Consider the following 20,433-nt stretch of genomic DNA (forward strand, 5'->3'; position numbering starts at 1 on the left):
CACTGATGCATCACTTCTCACTCTCACTTGCGCTCCTCTCGCTGGCCTGCGGTCCGCTGGCCGCCCAGGGCCCAGCCGACACGCCCCGCGCCCTGTTCAAGACCCTGCTCGACCTCGAGCCCGACCCGGCACGCGGCGCCACCGTCACCAACCTGGTCCTCACCCGGGGCACCGGGACGATCACGCTGGAGAGCGGGACCCTCTCGCTCGCCAGGCCGGTGAACGGCCGCGTGGTCGCCGCGATGTTCGTGGGCACGGGATCGTTCCGGTTCACCGCACCCACCGCCATCGAGCGCGGCCAGCTCGATCGGCTGGTCGGTGACTCCACCGTCAATGCGAAGATCAAGCGCGTCTTCCTCCTCTTCACCGACTCGACCCTCGCCGAGCTGGAACGCAGCGTGAAGTTCGGGCCGCAGCCGCCGGTGCTGGCGGCTGCGCGGCTCGCCAACGACGCCTTGGCGTTCATCAGGCCGCCGGAGGACGAGAGCTTCAGCCCCGAGTTGATGCTGCCGCTCCTCAACAACAACGAGGCCGGCGCCTTCTACGCCCACATCGACCGGGATGGCGGCAACCCGGTGATGCTGCAGATCGATCCCTTCAGCACCGAGCCGGTGCGACTCCTCACCAAGGCGCGCCGAGTGGGGTGGCTGCGTACCACCGAGAGTGCCGCCCAGTTCGGCCCGGCGCCGGTGCCGACCGACGGCTCGGACGTGAACGCGCCCTACGCCGCGCCCGACTATCGCATCGATGCGACCATTGCCCGGACCGGCATGGGCGAGGCGCGCTTCTCGGCCATCACCAGCATGAAGATCACCGCCAGCGAGGCGGTCGGTCCCTGGCTGCCGTTCTACCTCGCGCCCAAGATCGCGGTCGACTCGGCCGTCCTGCCCGACGGCCGAGCGTTGGCGCTCCAGAAGGCGAAGGACGGCACGCTGCTCTGGCTCCGTCTGCCGGAGCCACTCCCGGCCGGTGGGTCGACGACCGTCCGCCTGGTGTATGGCGGCGACCTGATCGATCGCTACGGCGACTTCTTCTTCCTCAAGGCATCGTCGCAGTGGTACCCGCGGCCCCTCGACAATCGCCAGCGGGCCAACTTCGACCTGACCTTTCACACCCCCGAGTCGTACCGCTTCGCCGCGGCGGGCGTGCTCCGGGATTCCTCGGTCGCCAACAAGTCCCTCACCACGCACTGGGTGAGTGACCGCCCGATGCGCAATGTCTCGTTCAACCTCGGCTTCTTCGAGGACCACGTCGTCCCCAGCAACGGGAAGCGTCCCGAGGTCGTCGTGCTCCACTCCGACCAGGCGCTGCGTTCGTTCGGGATGCGCTCGATGGCGAAGGCCAAGGAATCGGTCGGCCAGGACGTCTCCCAGGCGGCAGAGTTCTTCACGGCGGTGTTCGGGGAGACCGACCATAAGCGATTGTATGCGACGATCATCCCCTACGGGCATGGCGAGGCCTTTCCCGGCCTGATCCACCTGAGCTACTCCACCTTTGCGGATGACGAGGGAGCGAGCGGCGACTTCAACCAGTTCTTCCGCGCCCACGAGGTGGCACACCAGTGGTGGGGGATTGGGGTCGACTTCGCCAGCTACCGCGACCAGTGGCTGAGCGAGGGCTTTTCCAACTTCTCCGGGCTCTGGTACACGCAGATCGCACTGAAGAAGAGCAAGTACTACTTCGATCAACTCGATCTCTGGAAGACCGACCTTCGCGCACGGCAGGGTGAGGTCGGCCCGGTCGGCCTGGGCTATCGGACCGCGACGGCGGCGGACGGCTCGGAGTACGGCCTGGTGGTGTACCAGAAGGGCGCGTGGGCGCTGCACATGCTTCGGATCCTCATGCTCGACCTCCGCACCATGAAGGAGGAGAAGTTCGAGGCCACGATGCGCGACTATTTCCAGACCTACAAGGGGCGCGCCGCCTCGACCGACGACTTCCGGCGGATCGCCGAGCAGCATGCAGGGAGTCCGCTCGACTGGTTCTTCGATCAGTGGCTCACCACGACCGCGATCCCCGAGTACCGGGTGGCATGGAGTGCCGCTCCGGGCGAGGCGGGGAAGTACGTGGTGAAGCTCCGGGTGAAGCAGCAGAACGTGTCGGAGACGTTCCTGGCGTACGTGCCGATCAAGATCGAGCTGGAGGGCGGGGGGGTGGCGCGGCTCCGCGTGAAGGTGCAGGGGCCGCTCACCGAGATCGCCCTTCCACCGATGCCGGCGAAGCCGACGTCGCTGCTGTTCAACGACCTGTCGGGTGTGCTGGCGGACGTGCGCATGGAGAAGTGGTAGGGCGGTACACCATCCCTGGCAACGCGAGGGGTTCCCTTGGAAAATGGATTCAACTTCACCGACCGTGTCCGGCATGGACTCCAGTTGGCCCGTGAGGAAGCTGGTCTCCTCGGCCACGAGTACGTCGGCCCCGAGCACCTGCTGCTCGGTCTGCTCCGTCGGCGGACGCAGGCCTGGCGGCGCTCGAGGCCCTCCCGGTCTCCATCCCTGACCTTCCGGACCAACCTGCTGGCCGCGCTGACCCCAGGTCGAAGCGTCATCACCGCCCCGACTTGCCGTACACCTCGCGCCAAGAAGTCGTTGGAATTCGCGATGGTCGGGCCGGGAACTCGGATATACCTACATCGGCACCGAGCACCTCCTCCTCGGCCTGCTCCGCGAAGAAGGGGCTCGCCGCGCAAACGCTGATCGCGGCCGGCGTCACGCCCGCGATCCTTCGGGCCGAGGTGGTACGCTCGCGCGGGACCTCGGCGGACGCAAACTCCGGTGGCGCAGCGGCGCGATCTGGTGCCGTCTCGGTGACCGTGGTGCTCGAGCATGCTGATGGTCGAATGATCGCCGCCAAGTTTGCCGATCGGGGCAGCGCGACCAGCTATCTCAATGGATCCAGGGATAGCTGACATCAGTACCGAGGCACTGTCCAACAAGCATTTGCTGCGTCCGACGCCTGTCGCCTCGGGCGACGACCTGTGCGATTGCCGGCGGAGAGGAGAGGGAAGCCAGTAATCAGTGACCAGTGAACTATCGACGCCGGCGCCGGCTCGCTTGGGGCGGGTGGCGGGGGTGGCGGGTTGTGGGCGTGTTTCGGGGTGGGTTGCAATACCCCTTCACCCCTCACCCTGGGAGTCGCCGTGCCTGATCGCCTCCGCGTCCTAGTTGCCGATGATCACCGCATGTTCCGCGAGGCGTTGGAGCGCTCGCTCGCCGATGTCTACGACGTCGTCCCGGGCGGATCCACCATCGCCGAGGTGGACGCGGCATTTCGTCGTGGCGGATTCGACGTCGCAATTCTCGACCTGAGTTGGGGTACCGAAGGATCCGTAAACCAATATCTGCCGCGGTGGTACGGAATGCAGCCCGCCGTGCGTGTCATCATCGTGACCGCGATTGACGAGTGGTTCCTGGGCCAGGCGATGCTTGAGGGCGGGGCCCATGGCTTTCTGGGCAAACGCTCCGACTTCGCGGAGGTATTCGACGCCGTCGATGCTGTTGCGAAGGGGGAAACCTACATGGGGCGTGATCTGCATCCGCCGCCACGCCGTTCCCCGCGTGCCGCGAACCACGACCTGCCAATCGTCGCGTTGCGGATTCTCGAGTTCTTGGCGCACGGACTGAACCGGAATGAGATCGCCAAGGCACTTCACATCGATGTCAGAACCGTCGACTACCACATCGGAAGCTCCGCAAGATCGTCGGGATTGGTCGTTGGGAGCGCCCCAAATGGCAGGAGTTCTTTGCACGCATCGGCGCGAAGGCCGCCGATGGGCCTTCCTAGCAATTGACTAGCATTTGTCCTAGTTGACGAAATTATGGGGGACGGTATCGTTGCTGTTGTCTGAGCGGTAACCGATGCGGTCGACGCGGGACGGCATGGGCTGTTCAATCGGAGAGCGACATGGCACACCCCGATTTCATGGATGAGACCTCAGATGACTCACGCGCTGGTACTCCGGCGGAGAGCTATCAGAGCTCGCGCAGTTCGCTAGGGGTTGCTCGATGGTGAGTTCTGGTGGCTTGTCAACTGCATTCGGGTTGTTCCTACAATGCCTATTGCTAGCAACCGTGCCTTGGATGGTTGGCGGCCGGACACGGCCCACATTGTCTGGAGTACGAATGTCAGCCCGACGCAACTGACCCCGGACCTCGCCATTGCTGATGACAGGGAACGGGCGCGCGGTGCTTGGGCGGGAGTGGGTTCGAGTTCTAAACCTAGGCAGTGTTCCTGGTGTCGCGAAGATTAGGCTCTGGGTGTCAAGCGATTTGGGCGAGCATGAAGTTCCTGTGCCTGCCGAAATCGCCAGGCCTGTGATTCCGGCCTATTCCACTGGGGGGGGCGTCGGGGTGGTCCTGCAAATCCCTCAAGACTCATTCACTACTCGATTGGTCGATCGACTTCAACGGGAAGGGAAGGCCTTCGCGATTCGGGTGGCTTTGGAACCGATCAACGGAGACGCTGACCTATCGAACAATGTTCGGGTGCGATTAGTTTGGCGCCCTCCGGAAGTACGAAGGCGACACTGTGTTTGTAGGCCTTGAGGTTCGTGAACAACAGCGGCCGCGGGTTGCAAGCGTCTTGGCGTACCAGACTTCTCGCCAGCCTTCGGCTGGCGAATCCACGGTTTGCCAAGTCAGGCACTTCGGTGTCCTCCAGCCAGGCGATACCGTGGTAAAGCAATTGCAGTCGTTGTTCCTCGATCGTCTTACTCGAGGAGCTTCGTCAACATCAGTGTGACCCTGGTTGCCGACGTGATGGCTCCGTGATTGACCATGCGGAATGGTTTCACAAGTGATGTAACGCCCCCGCTCCTTTCAAACTATCGCCTGGTCATCTTCTTCAACGACCGGACGTTGGGGGTCCGGGTCACGGTTGGGGATGAGCACACCGCAATCGATGAAGGCAGCGTACGGACCGAAGTTTCCATCGATTCCGGCAGGACGTGGCATCGGACAGTTCATGCGATGGACCGTCGAGAGGCCATCGCGTCGGTCCTGACGTGGGCCGTCCTGGGCCCGTTTCCAAGCGGCGCGAATGTGTGGATACGGACCGAGGGTGAAGATCTCGCGGGGAATCGCACGCAGGCGGTCCCGGCAGACGCCACGGTGTTCGTGTTTCCGATGCGCAACAACCAACCAAGTGTAAACGAGCTTCTGCGATCAAGCCATCTCGCGAGGATCGTGTTCGGGCTGACTCAGGAGATCGAGGCGCCAGCGAGGACACTGGGGACTACGCCGTCGCGTCCCAGGGTGCACCAAGTGAGGATCAAGGAAGGATATTCGGGTGCTGACCGACCGGTCTAATGCTCCTTGCTTCCCGCGCGTGCCGAGAGGATGCGCCTCGGCCTCCACGCTCCTGACACCAGATTCTAGCTTCCATCACACTGTCCCTGCACTCGGGGGCTCCGTCCTCCAGGTTCGGTTCCCATGATCCGAGGCATGGTAAGCGTATTGCTTCCTTTGGTGATCGTCGGGCGCCTAGCCATCTCGCGCGCTGAGCCGCCAATTCGGGTCGAACGATCGGCCCACCTCGTGGCTGGGCGCGAGGAGCTTGGGCGTCGATTGTTTTTCGATCGCAGATTGTCACGCGATAGCTCGATAAGCTGCGCATCATGCCATCAACCGTCACATGGCTTCGCTGAACCCAGAAAGCTTAGCTTTGGGATAGGTGAAGAGGCACGAATCAGAAACACTCCTTCGTTGGCCAATATAGGGCTGGCGCTCTCCTTCAATTGGGATGGTAGTCGCGCAACATTGGAAGAACAGGTCTTGGGCGTGTTCCAAGAGGATGGGGATATGGGTATGCCCATCCATGCGGCACTATTGCGAATCGCGACCGACCGGGAGTACGTCGAGATGTTCCGTCAAGTATTCGGGCGCGCCCCTGATCTTGCTGGTTTCGCTGATGCCCTTGCCGCCTTCCAGCGCACGCTGATTTACAGCGACTCGCGATTCGACAGATTTTGGTTTGGCGGCGATTCCACTGCTCTTACTGCAGAAGAACGACGGGGCTGGGAGGTGTTCCGCGGCCCCAAGACCAATTGTAGCGGCTGCCATGTCCCTACCCTTACCTCGAACGTGGATGAAGGGCGAGCTCCCTTCTTCGACCATCGGTTCCACAATCTCGGGGTTGGCTATTCTGCAGGCGAGATGCGGGACTTGGGCCGATATCTGGTCACCGGCGTCCCACGCGATTGGGGCGCGTTTCGCACACCCAGTTTGCGAAACGTGGCGCTAACCGCCCCGTACATGCACGACGGGAGCCTGGAAAGCCTCGAGGATGTTGTCGCGTTCTATGTTCGGGGGGAATCCTAACCCCAATCGGGATGTCACGATGAAACCGTTGCGCCTCTCTGCCGAAGAGTCGCGCGATCTCGTTGCGTTCTTGCGGGCACTCAGTAGCGAGCGGTTGCTTGCAGACGCCGTCAAAGATGGCAAGCCGTCCAACGGTCGTGAACTGCCATAGGAGCTATGCATGCGGTCGACCTCAGTATCATCGATAATGTTGCTCTTAAGTCTGTCTGGGCGTCTCACGTCTCAAGCATCAATAGATCCCCGCGCCTCGTGCCGTCAGTGCTCGATTGGATGGATGATCGTAACGACAATCGACGGAAAGCATGGTAATCTCTCCGGCTATCCGCCTTCCGCCTTGAGGTTGACTAACGGGTCGATCGTCCTGTCCGACCAGGCGGAGCGAATCCATTCCGATTCGACTCGGCGGCAGATTCATCGAAAGGCTCGGACGGAAAGGGGCCGGTCCAGGTGAGTTTCAGGATGCACTCTCCTTGAAGGGGCGCTGGGTACGATCCAAGTGCTTGATCCATTGCTCAACCGGCGGACGATCGTGAAAGCCAGTGGCGAAATGATCGAGCTCCCGTTCTCCGGAAGCGGTCCGACGCTGGGCGGAGCAACGCTTCTTGAGAATGGCAATCTCGTCACGAACCGTACCTTGATGGATGCGAAGGGGGCCGGAATTCCCTTGCAGGAATATGGCGCCTCGGGGCAACTGCTAGCCCGGTTTGGTGGGGATGAACTGTTTTCAATGAGCGAGTCCTGGAAGATGTCGCGGCTAGTCTCTGGTCGTCCGGGCGGCGGCCTCTTGGTGTTGCATCCGCAGTCGGCACGACTGGAGGTCTATGATTCGGCCCGACAACTTGTGGAGGTTTTCGTGCGGACCGCCCCGTGGCTAGCTGAGTCTGCCCCTGACCGGGAGCCGAGTGGCGGCTATTCATCGATTCGGCCATCTACTATTGCCCAAGCAGTATGGGAATCGAATCGCGACAGCGTGTGGGTCGCGACTCTAATTCCCTCACCAACGTGGCGACCGGTTGCCGCTGGTGGGAAGGCCGCAGCGCCCAAAGATCGATTTCACACTGTAGTTGAGGTAATCGACTTTACGTAGACGGCGAGTCGTTGCGGTCGACACAATGCCGTTCATGGTTGCAGGGATGGCTGGCCGTGGATATTTGACATCGTATGATGAACGAGCGGACGGGACGCCGGTCGTGACTGTGTGGCGCATCGACCTTTTACGTAGATAAGGGGGTAGTCATGGTATTCCGAGCGATTGTGCCAGGGCTGGTGATGTTCTTTCTGTTGGGCGCGTCTCCGCAAGTGCTATCGGCGCAACAGTCCTCTCAGTCTGAGGGGGAAGGGGACGGCCGTTGCTTCACGTGTGAAATCGGCAATGGCAACAACGGTTGTCCAGTTGGAACTCATACCGACTTTAATTGGTTTGTCACGAACGATGCGCAGGGCGAGCATCACGGCAAGTGTGCTCCGAACGGTTGCGTTCACCTCGCGTACACTGTCACTGGTTTGTCGGTTCGGGTAGCGAAGGAGGCGCTGAAGATTGGGACCGACGAGGCATGGATGGACGCACTCGAACGAGATCCCACGTTGCGAGTAGATGTTGGCAGAAGTGCTATTCAGATTGTAGCTCAGTCGGGTGACGTGGTATTTCACACTAGAATCCCAAAGGGCCAGGCTGATCGTCTGACGGCTTTGCTCGCAGCGCAGACAACAGTCGGTGACATGTAGAAGTGCTGAACTCCGGCGTCCCGTCCCGTTCAGTATGCGAAAGTAGTTGTGTCAACGGCACTGCAGTGTCGACAATCAGCTACCGATCAGGGTTGAGGCAGGGCAGGCAAGGGCGGCGTAGAGTCCAGCCGACCGCTTGTCCGCGCGGACACGGCAAACTCGTGGTTGTGAGTGTGGCCGAGGCCAAGTCGCTGGCCAAGCTACCCTGCACCGTGGTGTCCCTGCCCGGTCGGTGAGACGAAAGCTGAGGAGCTAACGACTCGTTCTTTGGATATGCCGGATAAATATCCAGATCAATCCGAATAGCCGTCCCGGTTGACGGTTGACGGTTGACGAGTGACGATTGGCTATGTTGCAGGTCTTCACCCAGAGACTATGAAATATGCTTACCATTAAGGTGTTGGCGGTCCCAATGCTACTCACGGGATCACTTGTGTGTCGTGTTTCCTACGGTGTCGCAATCACCCCGCACAATTCCGAATTTGCGGCCCACTTGGGAGGGACGAAGTCGTATCCGCCTATCGCCTGACCCGATCTTGACTATTGGGGGTCAGGAGGGCGAAGTCTATGAATTCAGCCGAATCGTGGGTGCGGCACGGCTGAGGGACGGCGTCACGGTGGTCGCAGAGGGGGAGAGTCGATCGCTCCGGTTTTTTGATGCCGAAGGTAAGTTCCTGAAGTCGGTTGGTCGTCGTGGCTCCGGGCCAGGTGAGTTTCAGGACCTGAATTATTTTGCGACGCTGCTTGGTGACACTTTGGTCGCTGGGTCGAGCGGAGGCGATTTGTCCTACTTTTCTGGTTTTGGCAAGTACTTAAGCCGGGTTGGGATAGCAAGTCCGCCAGGCAACTTCGATGCACCCGGAATTCGTCGAGTAATTACAGCCTTGAACGGGAACGGATTTAGGGGCATCGCCGCCTTGTCGCCTCCACAGGCAAGAGCGACCGGGAGTCGATGGATAGACTCCAATCACCGTTGCGATTGTAGATGGTAGCAACACGCTCAGGGCGTCGTTCGGCAGAGTTCCGGGAATGGAACTAGGGGCGAAGGATGGAATGCCACAGCCGGTCTGGTTCGGGCCCACCGCTGTCTTCGCTAGCGACGGAGCCCGTTTCTACGTCGGATTCGGCTCTGAATACACCATCCGAGTGTACTCGGCTCACGGCGCACTTCTGCACGTGATCCGCCGTGCTTGGAGCCCGGTTGCTGTGACCAAATCTGACGTCGAGAACTTTGTGCGTGACTGGGACGCTGCGGGCGCCGGGGCGCTGAACTCGCTTCCGCTGGTTCCAAGTTTGTGGAGCGTATTTGACAGCACCGGGGTTTGGCTGGGAGACGTTAGCATGCCAGCGAGATTTAGCCCGAAGGATATTGGAAAAGATTACGTACTCGGTACGACACATGATGGAGACGGGGTGCCTTCAGTGGTTGTTCACAACCTTCTGGGTGCGCGAAGATAGCACGTGAGATGGGAGTTGACCCGCTTTCGCGGAGTGGTGGCGGGTTGGGATGTCACGCCGCCTGCGCCTGCCCTGCTTCATCACGCTCGCCACGCGCTTCTGGCCGAGATGGATGGCGATGTCCCACAGGTGGCCGTACGTGCCATCGGAGCGCGCGTGAAAGGTCCGTAGGTGCTGTAGGAGTGCCGCGTCGCGCTGCGCGCGCCGCGAGGGCGGCCGCTCGCGCCACGCATAGAAGCCGCTCGGGGAGACCTGGAAGAGGCGACACATCGTCGCCACCGAATACGTGGCCTGGTGATCCCTCACGAATCCGTCGACATGCTGGATATCGTGCCGGTATGCCGTGCGGCGACCGCAGGGAGCGCCAGTATCACCAGGCCGCGGCTCTTCAAAGGATCTCGCGCTCGATTGTGACCTGGTTTGTTCGCGACCCCGGCGCACCAGCTCGGCCGACTCGTCGGTCGTCAGGCCGTCGGTCCGGCGGCCACTGTCGAGGTCGGCCTGCTCGAGCCAAATGCGAATCGCCTCGGCACTCGGCTCAAACTCATTGGCCAGCGACTCCGGGGTCCGACCTACGCGGACCAGGGCCATTAGTTGCAGGCGGACCTCCTCGGGTTACTCGGGTTGTGCCGTGGGTAAAGCCTCCGTCGCAAATGGTGCGGTCTCCACGGCACCGGGTCAACTCCAGCCCGCTGATTGGGTGCGCAGCCATCCGCTGATCGCGATATTGGTCTCGGGTGTGGCGGCAATCGTCCTGGGGACGATTGGTTCACTTCTGGCTTCATGTATTCAGAGGCAATTCTGACGGTAGGGCACTTTGCTGGGGTAGGAGCGGCATAACCATCGTTTGCTGCGGACGAGGCGATGGCGGCTCGGCCGGCGGGCGCCTGATCTACATTGAGGTACGCGGCGGCCTCACCTGGCCTCGCCGCAGAAACGCACGGCGTCAGGTGGCTATTCGCAGTCCGGCGCCGAGCGTTCAACAACGTCCCCATAAAGAGGCGTGTGGCACTATGGACTTGTGTGCTGAGTTGACTCTTCAGGTCATCAGGTTTGTTCAGCAGCCGAGGGACCCGCCGTCCTCCCCTCGGGAGTGGGTGTTCGTCCCGGAAGGGCGACGTGCCGGCTGGCCGATGGCGCGCACTTTACTTGCCGAGGCTCGGAAACCGCTCATGGTCGCCCCACTCGCCGAACCCGGCATGATCGGGTCGTGGGGTATTCACGCACTCAAGGACGACCACCTTGCTCGCGCCAGACACGGTCTCGCGAACCAACTGCAGTGCCTCATCGAGGCTGCGACGCATTTTGGTTGGACGCCGACCGACGTCATTCTCTTTGAGACGGAGGCCGACCAATTGGAGCTTCCGGTGGCCGAGTTGGAACGCTGGCTGAAGGAGTATGCGCTCCCCGTTGGCTGGACGGTTGGCGAGGGCCCGGACAAAGACCGACCCGGCCGCCTGCTTATCCGGCGGTCAGTCGGAGACTGGTCGCGAGGCTTGGTCTGCCACTCACGGGTAGTCCGCCACAGAACAAGCGTTTACTGCGGTCGGGCCCAGACGCCTCGGCCCACGCGCCGTAGCACTACGAAGGCCCGCGCGCGCCTTGGCACGCCCTCCGCAGCATCGCACGCCGTGAGGCGTCACTGTCTTCAGGTGATACCTGGCTGTCATCGAAGGGACATTGCGTCGCAATGCCAGGAACGTAGCGTCATTCGTTGACGTGCCCATGGTGTTCCGGTGCTCACTGTGGGTTGTGTCTTCTGGATGGTGGCTCACGTAGCGATCACACGGACGCTAGTTCCAGTCGTCCTATGCTCACGCACTTCCACCGGGTAGGGGAGACAATGCCCAGCGCCCGCCAGTCCCGTGACGATGGCGTTCACCCTGCTCTCCTCGGGCGGGCTCGTGCAAGGCCGCTGCGCAGTCCGTACGCGACAGTGCCGGCGTGCGCATTGTGGAGAACACCGCCCCTCTGCTGAGCGGCACACGCAGTATGCAGCTCTCGAAGGCTCCGATTCTCTCCTTCATGCCTGATGGTCGCCCGGACTATGACTTCGGCGGGGTGGCCAGCGTCCTTCGGCTCAAGGATGGGCGGATCATCGTGGCGGCAAAGCAGGCTCCAGAATTCCGGCTTTTTGATGCCCGGAAAACTCCTGCATGCGCTCGCCGAGAGCGGGACCCGCACGCGGTGGGCGGCGACGATCACGGGCTCGCGCTGCTGAGCGGCGATACCATCGCAGTCCGTCACTTCGACTACACGGGACGGATCGCCATCACGGGCGACTCGCTCCGCCAGCTCGCGACCCACCGGCAACAACGCGACAGGGTGGCTTCAACGTCGGCACGCTCAGCAATGGCGGCGGTGCATTCTTCATGCTGCCAAGGCCGAAGCCTCACCCGGCCGGAACGCAGTTCGTTGACTCCACCGCCCTCATGCTGGTGGACCGCGATGGTGCCGTGATCCGAGACCTCGGTCCCATGCCGTACATCACGTTCGAGACAGTCGACAGCAGCCCCTTTGCGGTGTGGCTCAGTCCGATCAGCGCGGTGTGTGCCGGATCGGGGCGCTTCTACCATGGGTTCGGCACCGAGTACGCGTTTCGCGCCTACTCGGAACGCGGTCAGTTGGAAGCGATCGTCCGAAGGTCGTGGAAGCCGACGGCCGTGACCGACAGCGATTGGGAGCGCTGGGTCGTCGAGTGGAGCAGGATCTGGGTGACGACCCGCGGCGCCGACTCGCTCAAGAGAGTTCAGCGGGTGCGCGAGCAGCCGTGGGCCGACGCGCTGCCGGCCTTCGCTCAGTGTCTGGTCGCCCGAGACGGGAATCTGTGGGTCCGGGAGGCGCATCTCGATGACGCGATCAGCGCCGGCTCATTCGTGGATGACCCCATCGTTCCGACCAAGTGGTCGGTGTTCAACCCGGCAGGGAGATGGATCAGCGACGTCACCATGCCGACGGCCTTCCAGCCGATCGATATCGGGTCAGACTACGTGGCAGGACGGATGAAGTTCGGAACAGCGAAGCGGACGGTGGTGATCTACGGACTTAGTGGTCCCGCAGGGCAGTAAACCGCGACCAACATTCCTCGAGGAGGCAGCATGGCCGATGTCCACTTCACGGGGGGAGCACAGCGAGTGCTCTCCCAGGCCGGCCGCGAGCGGCCGAGCTTCGACACGGTATCATCGGGACCGAGCACGTGTTGCTGGCCCTCTTGGACGTTCCGGAGGCCGATCTTGTCACCACATTCAGTCGTGTAGGTATGGAGCCTGGCCAGGTGCGCAGTACGACGCTGACCATGCTCGGCCTCTCGCCCCAAGAGCAGTCCGCCGATCGTACCCTGGCAGTCGAGGACGTACCGGAACTGCCGCACACCCATCGGATCAATGACGTGATCGAATGCGCGATCGTGGAAGCACGGGATCTCAATACGGCCTCAGTGACAGCGACCTGCCTCCTGTTGGGTCTGCTGCGAGAACGACACGGGGTCGCCGCCGAAGCGCTCGCCCGCCACGGGATCACGATCGAGATGGTGCGGGAGGCTGTTAAGGCCCAGGAGGGAGGTCGCCCGAGGCGGGGGGCCGGGTGTTTGAGAAGGGGGGGGGGCTTGGGCCGGGGGGGGGGGGTGGGGGGGCGGGGGGGGGGACCGAGGCTCCCTCCTTCAGGGGCCGACCTCGCCCCTGGGGGCGCCGCGCCCGCTCGTGAACCGGGCGCGACAGGCGCCGAAGCATCCGACGTTGGCAGGTGCACATAAATCTCTGAAAGCGCTAGGGGGTTCCCTTGGACGGATTCAACTTCACCGACCGTGTTCGGCATGGACTCCAGTATGCCCGTGAGGAGGCAGGCCTCCTCGGCCACGAGTACGTCGGCCCCGAGCACCTGCTGCTCGGCCTGCTCCGCGTCGGCGGCCGCGGCCTGGCGGCGCTCGAGGCCCTCCCGGTCTCGATTCCTGACCTTCGGACCAACCTGCTGGCAGGGCTGACGCCTGGTCGAAGCGTCATCGCCGACACCGAGTTGCCCTACACCTCGCGCGCCAAGAAATCGTTGGAACTCGCGATGGTCGAGGCCCGTGAACTCGGATATACCTACATCGGCACCGAGCACCTCCTCCTCGGCCTTCTCCGCGAAGAGAAGGGGATCGCCGCCCAAACGCTGCTCGCCGCCGGCGTCACACCCGCGATCCTTCGGGCCGAGGTGGTGCGCTCGCGCGGGAGCTCGGCGGGTGCACACCCCCGCGGTGCAGCGAGGGCGCAATCCGGTGCCATCGCGGTGACCGTTGTCATCGAGCATGCTGATGGTCGAATGGTCGCCGCCAAGTTCGCCAATAGGGACAGCGCGATCAGCTACCTGGCTGGGTCCGCCGAGGGCTGACATCAGTCACTCTTGCCCCCTGTGACCACTGCCCACATCCTTGGGAAGCCCACGCGAAGCATGCCTTTCACCTGTTGAGCGGGATCTGACCATCCATCCAGCCATCACGCGATCCGCCCTGGTCGCCATCCTGACGATGGCGCCGGCGCACGTGCTCGTCGCACAATCGCCGCCCAAGTCCACCCGCGCCTCGCGACTCACGGGCCAGGCACCACAGATCGATGGCCTGCTCGACGATGCCGCCTGGGCCGGAGCGACGGTCATTTCGGATTTCGTGCAGCGGGACCCCGACGAGGGCAAGGCGCCGAGCGTGGGGACCCAGGTCCGCATCCTCTATGACGACGACGCGCTCGACATCGCTGCGCGGATGCACCTGCCGGACGCCCACGCGATTCGCCGTTCGATTAGTCGGCGCGACTCCGAGAGCGACGCCGAAGTCTTCACGGTGTCGCTCGACCCGTACCACGACCGCCAGACCGGGTACTCCTTCTCGGTCAACTCCGGCGGCGTGCGCGGCGACTGGTACCACCCGCAGGACCAGGAGGGTGGGCGCGAAGCGCAGTACGAGCCGGTCTGGAGCGCCCACGCTCGGGTGGACGACCAGGGGTGGTCTGCCGAGATGCGGATCCCGTTTTCACAGTTGCGCTTCAACCAGGGTGATAATCAGATCTGGGGGCTGCAGCTCACGCGGAACATGCCCGACAAGAACGAGAAGAACAGCTGGGTCCTGATCCCCCGGAACGTGGCAGGGTTCTTCTCGAAGTTCGGGCAGCTCGAGGGGATCAGCGGGATTCCCGTGGCACGGCGCCTGGAGCTGCTCCCCTACGTCACCGGCGGGCTGACATACCGCGCCAATGTGAACCCCCGGAATCCCTTCGAGGAGAAGGCATCCGGGCGCGTGGGGGGCGATCTCAAGATGGGGCTGGGTCCCAACCTGACACTGAATGCCACCGTGCTCCCCGACTTCGGTCAGGTCGAGGCCGATCCGGCGGACGTGAATCTCTCCGCCTTCGAGACGGTCTTCACCGAGCGGCGACCGTTCTTCACCGAAGGGGCGGAGGCGCTCACCGGGCTGGCCCAGAACTTCATCAACCGGCCAGTCTATTTCTACAGTCGCCGCATCGGCGCACCGCCGCGAGGAACGACCAGCGGCGACTTCGTCGATCAGCCGAGCAACACCACCATTCTCTCGGCCGCGAAGGTCACTGGGCGGCTCACACCGGGGCTCTCGATCGGCATGCTCGCGGCAGTGACACCGACGGAACAGGCGCGCTCCTACGATTCCCTCCCCGAGCGCTCCGATGCCGTCGCCGTCGAACCGGCGAGTGCGTTTGCCGTGGTCCGGATGCAGCAGGACTTCGGGAAGCAGCAGTCGAATGCCGGGATCAATCTCACCCACGCGCATCATTTCGTCGACGAACGCGGTGGCCTGCAGGACATCCTCGCTCGCGACGCCTTCAGCGGTGGCCTCGACTTCAAGCTCCGGACCCAGCAAGGGAAGTACGAGCTCACGGGCTTTCTCGGGGGCAGCTACGTCCAGGGCGATTCGACCGCCATCGCGCGGTTGCAGCGCGGCAGCGCGCACTTCTTCCAGCGGCCGGACCAGGATCACATCCGGTACACCCCGGGTCGCACCTCGCTCAGTGGCTATACCGCCTCGCTCCGTCACGACAAGAACGCGGGCTATTCGTTCTGGGGCATCCAGCTACTCGCCCGATCACCCGGCTTCGAGATCAACGATCTGGGGCGGATGCAGACGGCCGACGACATCGATTTCAACGCGGATTTCGGCGTGCGCAATGCCAGGCCGAAGAAGGCATACCGCTTTTACATGCTCAATCTGGCCACGCGGTCGGGATGGAACTTCGGCGGGGTGCGCCAGTACTCCAACGCCAGCCTCAGCTCCAACCTCACCTTCAACAATTTCACGCGGGCCTCCCTCAACCTCTCCTACAGTCTCCGCTCCACGAGCGATGTGCTCACCCGCGGCGGTCCGCTGATGGGAACCCCCAACTCGTGGAGTATCACGAGCGGCTTCAATAGCCGTCCGAACATTCCGGTGACCTGGAGCGTGAACCTTGGCCACACCGACGACGAACTCGGTGGCTGGTCGTGGAGCGCGCGCTCGACGTTGTCGGTGCGGCCTGGCGCGCGCTGGCAGGCGTCCGTCGACCCGACCTACACGAGCTCCATGGACACCCGGCAGTACGTCACCACCAGGAGCGGCGGCTCGGCGGCGACCTTCGGCAGCCGCTACACCTTCGCGACCGTCGAGCGGAGCCAACTCTCGGCGCGGTTCCGGCTCAACTACGCCATCACCGCCAACTTCACCGTCGAGGCGTACGCCGAGCCCTTCGCGGCGAGCGGCAAGTACTCGACGTTTGGCGAGCTCGCTGCACCAAGGAGCCGACTGCTTCGGGAGTATGGTGCGGCAGGATCCGGGACGGGGATTGTCCGCAATCCGGACAGCTCGTATACCGTGACGGATGGCGCGCAGAGCTTCGCCCTCCCGAATCTCGATTTCAACCGGCTCTCCTTCCGCTCGAACCTGGTGCTTCGCTGGGAGTGGCAACCGGGGAGCACGGCGTTTGTCATCTGGCAGAACAACCGCCAGCAGTTCACCCCCTACGGCACGGTGGTCAGTGCGGGACGGCTGTTTGATGCGATCGGCGCGGACGGAGACAACTTCCTGGCGCTGAAGGTGAGTTACTGGCTTGGGGTGAAGTAGCGAAGGTACACGGTGGCCGCGATGGGCCCCGCCGCGGAACCGCACGCCGTCAGGGTGCCATCACGAGGTATCCAATGAGCACTTCCCGACGCCTTCGCGCAGTGTTCCAGCTCGCCCTGATCTCCGCGGCCTGCTGGGGGCTCGTCGGAGTGGTCCTCAACCTGATTGGGGCCATTGCCTCTGGCCGGGGAGTGGGCGCCTGGTCGCCGATGCCGGTCTTCGGCCTCTTCGGCTTCTATGGCTTGATCGCGGGGGCGGCGTTCGGTGTCGTCCTTGGCCTCTGGCGACCCGACCCCAACGGCGCGGAGCTCCGGGCACGACGTGCCATCGGATTCGGCGGGATTGGCGGCGCGCTGGTCTTTCTCCTCGTGGCGGTTGTTGCCAGACGATCGATGCCGGGCATCTCGGTCGGCGACCTCGCCATTGGCGCAGCGCTGTTTTCCGTCATTGGCGGTGTGACAGGACTTGGTATCCAACGGGTCGCGAGACGCGGGGCGCTACCGGCCGGCACTGACACCCCAAAGTCGATTGCACCCTAACAGGCGTTTGCTGCGGTAGGGGCCTGGCGGTCCGGCACGCGCCCAGTAGCCTTTGCGGGGGGGGGGCCGCCGGCGCGCGGGCCGGGGGTGCGCGCGGCCCCGCCCCGGGCCCCGGGAGGAGCCTCTCCTTCAGTCGCCTGCAGCTCTCCCCTTGTCGCGAGGGTCGGGTGGGGCGTCCCCTCGGACTCGCGGCCTTCGCGTTGGTCCGAACCGGGGTAGGCAGGCGACGCATTGCGGGGCGGCGCCGGCCGGGCGCGGGGGGGGGGCCACTCTACGCGCCCGGAGCCCGGCCAGGGGCCTGCCCCTTGGCCTTGAAGGCTTCCGGGGGGGTGCAGGAGCACTCCACGAGTCGGCAACGGCCCGCGCCCGGGCTGGTGCTGGGGGGGGACTCGCCATCCTGTCGGTCGGCGCTGGTGTCGTGCTCGCGATTTCGGAAGGCGGCGTGTGGTGGGCTGCTCCGCTGGCGGCGGCCCTCGAAGGCGTACTGTTGTATGGTGGGACGCTCGCCGTGATGAAACGACTCAACCGGAAGCGGGCAGCTGAACTCGCCGCGAGCGGTGAGATCTGGCCGGTGGTGGAATCGGGGAGCGGCTGGACAAGTGTTGCACCGAACCGCGGCAGTGTCGCGCCCTAAGAAGCCCCCTGCCGCCGAAACGCACGTCGTTCGATCACCATTCGAGGGGGAGAATCCCATGATCCAGCTTCGCCTCCCGTCAGCCTCGTCCTCGCCCTTGGCGCTCGTCCTGTACCAGGAGTGCTCCAAAGGTTGATCAAGTGTCCCACCGTCTCGTGGTCGAGCACGGTCGCAAGCGCCGATGATGGCCTGTTGTTCCGGCCGGCAGACATGGTCATGCTGCCCTCTGGGCAACTTGCCGTTCTTGCCCTCCTCGATCATGGTGATCGACCCTCCACTGGCGCCCTAGTGCGGCGGATCGGGGAACCGGGGAAGGGGCCAGGTCAGTTGCTCACCCCGCTCGGCCTTCAGCTCGTCGGTGACACGCTGCTCACCCTGAACGTCGGGAATGGCCGCACGAGCGTTCCCTCGACGATGGAAAGGGCCCTGGGCTCGAGCCCGGCTCCAGATGGATCGGACTGGGGCGAGTCGCCATGAATCCCGACGGCGGCATCCTGGCTCCGACCGCAGGCGCCGAGGGGACGCTCCTCCGGGTTCTGACGCCGTCAGGAGCGGTGGCGCATACCATTAGTGAGCCCCTGGCGGCATTCAACCGCGAGTACGACCTCGGCACGTTCCGGCAGCTGGCTGCGCAGTCCAAAGTGCCAACCTACTACGCCAATGATGTCCTGCGGCAATGACCGCGGACTCGCTCTACTGGCTGGCCTTCGCATCTGTTCCGGAACTCGCAGTCTACGAACGCACCGGCAAACGGAAGGCGGTGGTGCGCCTGGCGGATTCTGCCGCCGCGCCCATTCTCGAGGAGTATCGAAGGCGGAATCAGGAGGAGTCGCAGCCTCCCCGGTTTCACCCGTTGCTCTACTTCGCAGATGTCTGAGTTGCCGGCGGCATGGCGTGGGCACTGCTCAGGAACCCGCCCGACGCCGATGCGCGTGTCCTCGTCGCTGATTCCAGTGGCAGAGTCTTTGCGGATCTGGTCTTCGCCGGAGCTAAGGACGTGTGGCGGATTGCCCCCGATCTCTCGCGGGGCAGGATCTATCTCAGTGCGGCATCGGCTTCTGAGGTTTACAGCGCCGTGCTGCCAAAGGCGCTGGTCAGATAGTTTCCAGCCAGCGGGCCACGTCGGAGCAGCCCCGAGTGGCATATCGTCCCCTGTGCAGCGTAGCCGTTGACCCAGTTCTCCGGAGCCCTCGTCTACTCTGCTACCATCGTTGGAGGACGCCTCATGCCCGCCACGCGAACCCCACTCGCGGCCGGTGTCACAATCGGGTTGATGCTCCTGGCAACCGTCAGCGACGCCGCGTCCTGCCAGGCCGTCCCCGAGCGTGGCATCCACATTGTCCGGCGGGGTGCCGCGCCCGCGCCGCCGGCGCCACCCCCGCCAGGGCCCCCGCCGCCAGGAATGTCACCAGCCGCTCCGCCGGTGGCACGGGTGCAGGCGCGATCGTCGGACACGATGTTTCTCGATCGCTTTGAACGCATCGGAGATACGTTGAGGGGACGATTGGACAATCTGCCGGAGGGCGCCCACACTGACTATCGCCTGATACTGGGCCCGCGCAACACGGTGCGCTTTTTCGAGTCTACTACGTACGCGCCTAATGACCCCGAGCCCGGCTCTCGCTTTCGGTGGAGGCGGATTGCCGTAGCGCGCGACTCGATGATCGTGACATCCGCGGCGGGGGTTCAACGTGTCGCGGCAAGCGCAGAGGTCCTGCCGATGTTCCCCAATGCCTTGGCCCTGAAGGAGCTGCTCACGCGTCGGGCGGTATCCAATGGCGGGACGGCCGACGCACCGGTTTTCTGGCTGACGAGTGGCAGGACGTTCCCATCCACCGTACGCCGGGGAGGCAGCGACTCGCTCATAGTTGCCGTGTTCGGTACCCCCCTGCGGGTGCGCGTGGATTCTGTGGGCCGGATTCTCGGCGGGGTCTCGGTGGGGCCGATCAGTGACGAGGTATGGGTCCGCGCAGGCCCCGACGACAAGATGGGCTTGATCAAGTCGCGACCGGATACCGCGCTGCGACCACAATGAGCACTGAAGCCCGTCCTGGAGCCCCGGTGCCCCCAGCCCGTTGGTTCATCGTGTTCGCCAGCCTCGTAGGGCTCGCTGCTTGTGGCGATCGCGCACCGAGTGCTAGCCCACTGCCGACCTGGACCCTTCGGGAAGAATGGCGCGTGGGCGGCGAGGCCGAGGGTCCGCACTCCTTCGATGCCAACTTCGGACTAGGCATGCTCCCAGGTGACACGCTTGTCCACTTCGACTATCAGGACGAGCGCTTCCACCTGCTGGATCGCAACGGAAAGCCAGTCCGCAGCTTCGGCAGAAAGGGGGGTGGCCCCGGCGAGCTGTTGGACGGCATGGGCTTCGTGGTCACCAGTTCGGGGATCATCGTCGTCAATGACCGCGGTAACCAGCGCCTCAGCCGGTTCGATGCCAGCGGGACGGCGCTCGGTTCGGTGCCGCTTCCTCCTCGACCCACCATGGGCGTCCGATGGGATGCGCACCTCCTCGACGATGGTCGGCTCATAGAGCGGTATGCCACCGTCGTCGATTCCCTTGGCACCGGCGTCTGGTTCGACCATACCCGGCTCTGGTCCGCTGACCTGACTTCCTCTGAGGAGTTCCGGACGGACTCGTGCATGGTCTCCCCACGGCCGGCA

17 protein-coding genes and 1 pseudogene are annotated in these 20,433 nt (G+C 63.7%); 16 read left to right on the forward strand and 2 right to left on the reverse strand.

Features of this window, described 5'->3' with window-relative positions; translation table 11 throughout:
- Nucleotides 1-5 precede the first annotated feature (5 nt).
- The 5 genes and pseudogenes from IPG05_12610 (at nucleotide 6) to IPG05_12630 (ending at nucleotide 7,404) form a co-directional block, all read left to right on the forward strand.
- Nucleotides 6-2,288 (forward strand): hypothetical protein, encoded by a 2,283-nt coding sequence (locus IPG05_12610; GenBank protein MBK6495919.1) that lies wholly within the window; start codon nucleotides 6-8, stop codon nucleotides 2,286-2,288.
- 343 nt (nucleotides 2,289-2,631) lie between these two features.
- A pseudogene (locus IPG05_12615) lies at nucleotides 2,632-2,688 on the forward strand (hypothetical protein).
- Between the two features lie 451 nt (nucleotides 2,689-3,139).
- Nucleotides 3,140-3,790, forward strand: a complete 651-nt coding sequence (locus IPG05_12620) for a response regulator transcription factor (protein MBK6495920.1) — start codon at nucleotides 3,140-3,142, stop codon at nucleotides 3,788-3,790.
- A 1,639-nt stretch (nucleotides 3,791-5,429) separates the two neighbouring features.
- Nucleotides 5,430-6,317, forward strand: a complete 888-nt coding sequence (locus IPG05_12625) for a cytochrome-c peroxidase (protein MBK6495921.1) — start codon at nucleotides 5,430-5,432, stop codon at nucleotides 6,315-6,317.
- A 496-nt stretch (nucleotides 6,318-6,813) separates the two neighbouring features.
- The gene (locus tag IPG05_12630) at nucleotides 6,814-7,404 is read left to right on the forward strand and encodes a hypothetical protein (GenBank protein ID MBK6495922.1); all 591 of its coding nucleotides are present in this window, start codon (nucleotides 6,814-6,816) and stop codon (nucleotides 7,402-7,404) included.
- 2,057 nt (nucleotides 7,405-9,461) lie between these two features.
- On the opposite strand, the gene IPG05_12635 is transcribed toward IPG05_12630, so the two are convergent.
- Entirely contained in the window at nucleotides 9,462-10,091 is a 630-nt protein-coding gene (locus IPG05_12635) for a hypothetical protein (GenBank protein MBK6495923.1), read from the reverse strand.
- Between the two features lie 554 nt (nucleotides 10,092-10,645).
- A complete protein-coding gene (locus tag IPG05_12640; protein ID MBK6495924.1) occupies nucleotides 10,646-10,804 on the reverse strand; it encodes a hypothetical protein in 159 nt (52 codons plus the stop codon).
- A gap of 640 nt (nucleotides 10,805-11,444) precedes the next feature.
- Between IPG05_12640 and IPG05_12645 the strand changes: the two genes are divergently transcribed.
- The 11 genes from IPG05_12645 to IPG05_12695 form a co-directional block, all read left to right on the forward strand.
- Nucleotides 11,445-11,960 carry a hypothetical protein gene (locus tag IPG05_12645; protein MBK6495925.1) on the forward strand — a complete coding sequence of 172 codons (516 nt, stop codon included), beginning with the start codon at nucleotides 11,445-11,447 and terminating at the stop codon, nucleotides 11,958-11,960.
- 17 nt (nucleotides 11,961-11,977) lie between these two features.
- Complete coding sequence (locus IPG05_12650) at nucleotides 11,978-12,568, forward strand: hypothetical protein (GenBank protein MBK6495926.1); 591 nt, start codon at nucleotides 11,978-11,980, stop codon at nucleotides 12,566-12,568.
- Nucleotides 12,569-12,696: 128 nt separating this feature from the next.
- Nucleotides 12,697-13,251, forward strand: a complete 555-nt coding sequence (locus IPG05_12655) for a hypothetical protein (GenBank protein MBK6495927.1) — start codon at nucleotides 12,697-12,699, stop codon at nucleotides 13,249-13,251.
- 26 nt (nucleotides 13,252-13,277) lie between these two features.
- The gene (locus tag IPG05_12660; protein ID MBK6495928.1) at nucleotides 13,278-13,868 is read left to right on the forward strand and encodes a hypothetical protein; all 591 of its coding nucleotides are present in this window, start codon (nucleotides 13,278-13,280) and stop codon (nucleotides 13,866-13,868) included.
- 136 nt (nucleotides 13,869-14,004) lie between these two features.
- Nucleotides 14,005-16,596, forward strand: a complete 2,592-nt coding sequence (locus tag IPG05_12665; GenBank protein MBK6495929.1) for a carbohydrate binding family 9 domain-containing protein — start codon at nucleotides 14,005-14,007, stop codon at nucleotides 16,594-16,596.
- A 74-nt stretch (nucleotides 16,597-16,670) separates the two neighbouring features.
- Nucleotides 16,671-17,135, forward strand: coding sequence for a hypothetical protein (locus IPG05_12670; protein MBK6495930.1), 465 nt, complete (start codon nucleotides 16,671-16,673; stop codon nucleotides 17,133-17,135).
- Nucleotides 17,136-17,553: 418 nt separating this feature from the next.
- A complete protein-coding gene (locus IPG05_12675) occupies nucleotides 17,554-17,769 on the forward strand; it encodes a hypothetical protein (GenBank protein MBK6495931.1) in 216 nt (71 codons plus the stop codon).
- A 473-nt stretch (nucleotides 17,770-18,242) separates the two neighbouring features.
- A complete protein-coding gene (locus tag IPG05_12680) occupies nucleotides 18,243-18,449 on the forward strand; it encodes a hypothetical protein (GenBank protein MBK6495932.1) in 207 nt (68 codons plus the stop codon).
- The gene (locus IPG05_12685) at nucleotides 18,446-18,646 is read left to right on the forward strand and encodes a hypothetical protein (protein MBK6495933.1); all 201 of its coding nucleotides are present in this window, start codon (nucleotides 18,446-18,448) and stop codon (nucleotides 18,644-18,646) included. The genes IPG05_12680 and IPG05_12685 overlap by 4 nt, the downstream gene beginning before the upstream one ends.
- Before the next feature lie 579 nt (nucleotides 18,647-19,225).
- A complete protein-coding gene (locus tag IPG05_12690; protein ID MBK6495934.1) occupies nucleotides 19,226-19,804 on the forward strand; it encodes a hypothetical protein in 579 nt (192 codons plus the stop codon).
- A gap of 197 nt (nucleotides 19,805-20,001) precedes the next feature.
- A partial coding sequence (locus IPG05_12695; protein MBK6495935.1) for a hypothetical protein occupies nucleotides 20,002-20,433 on the forward strand: 432 nt, incomplete at its 3' end.

It is taken from the genome of Gemmatimonadota bacterium (genome assembly GCA_016704275.1).
Lineage (GTDB): Bacteria > Gemmatimonadota > Gemmatimonadetes > Gemmatimonadales > GWC2-71-9 > Palsa-1233.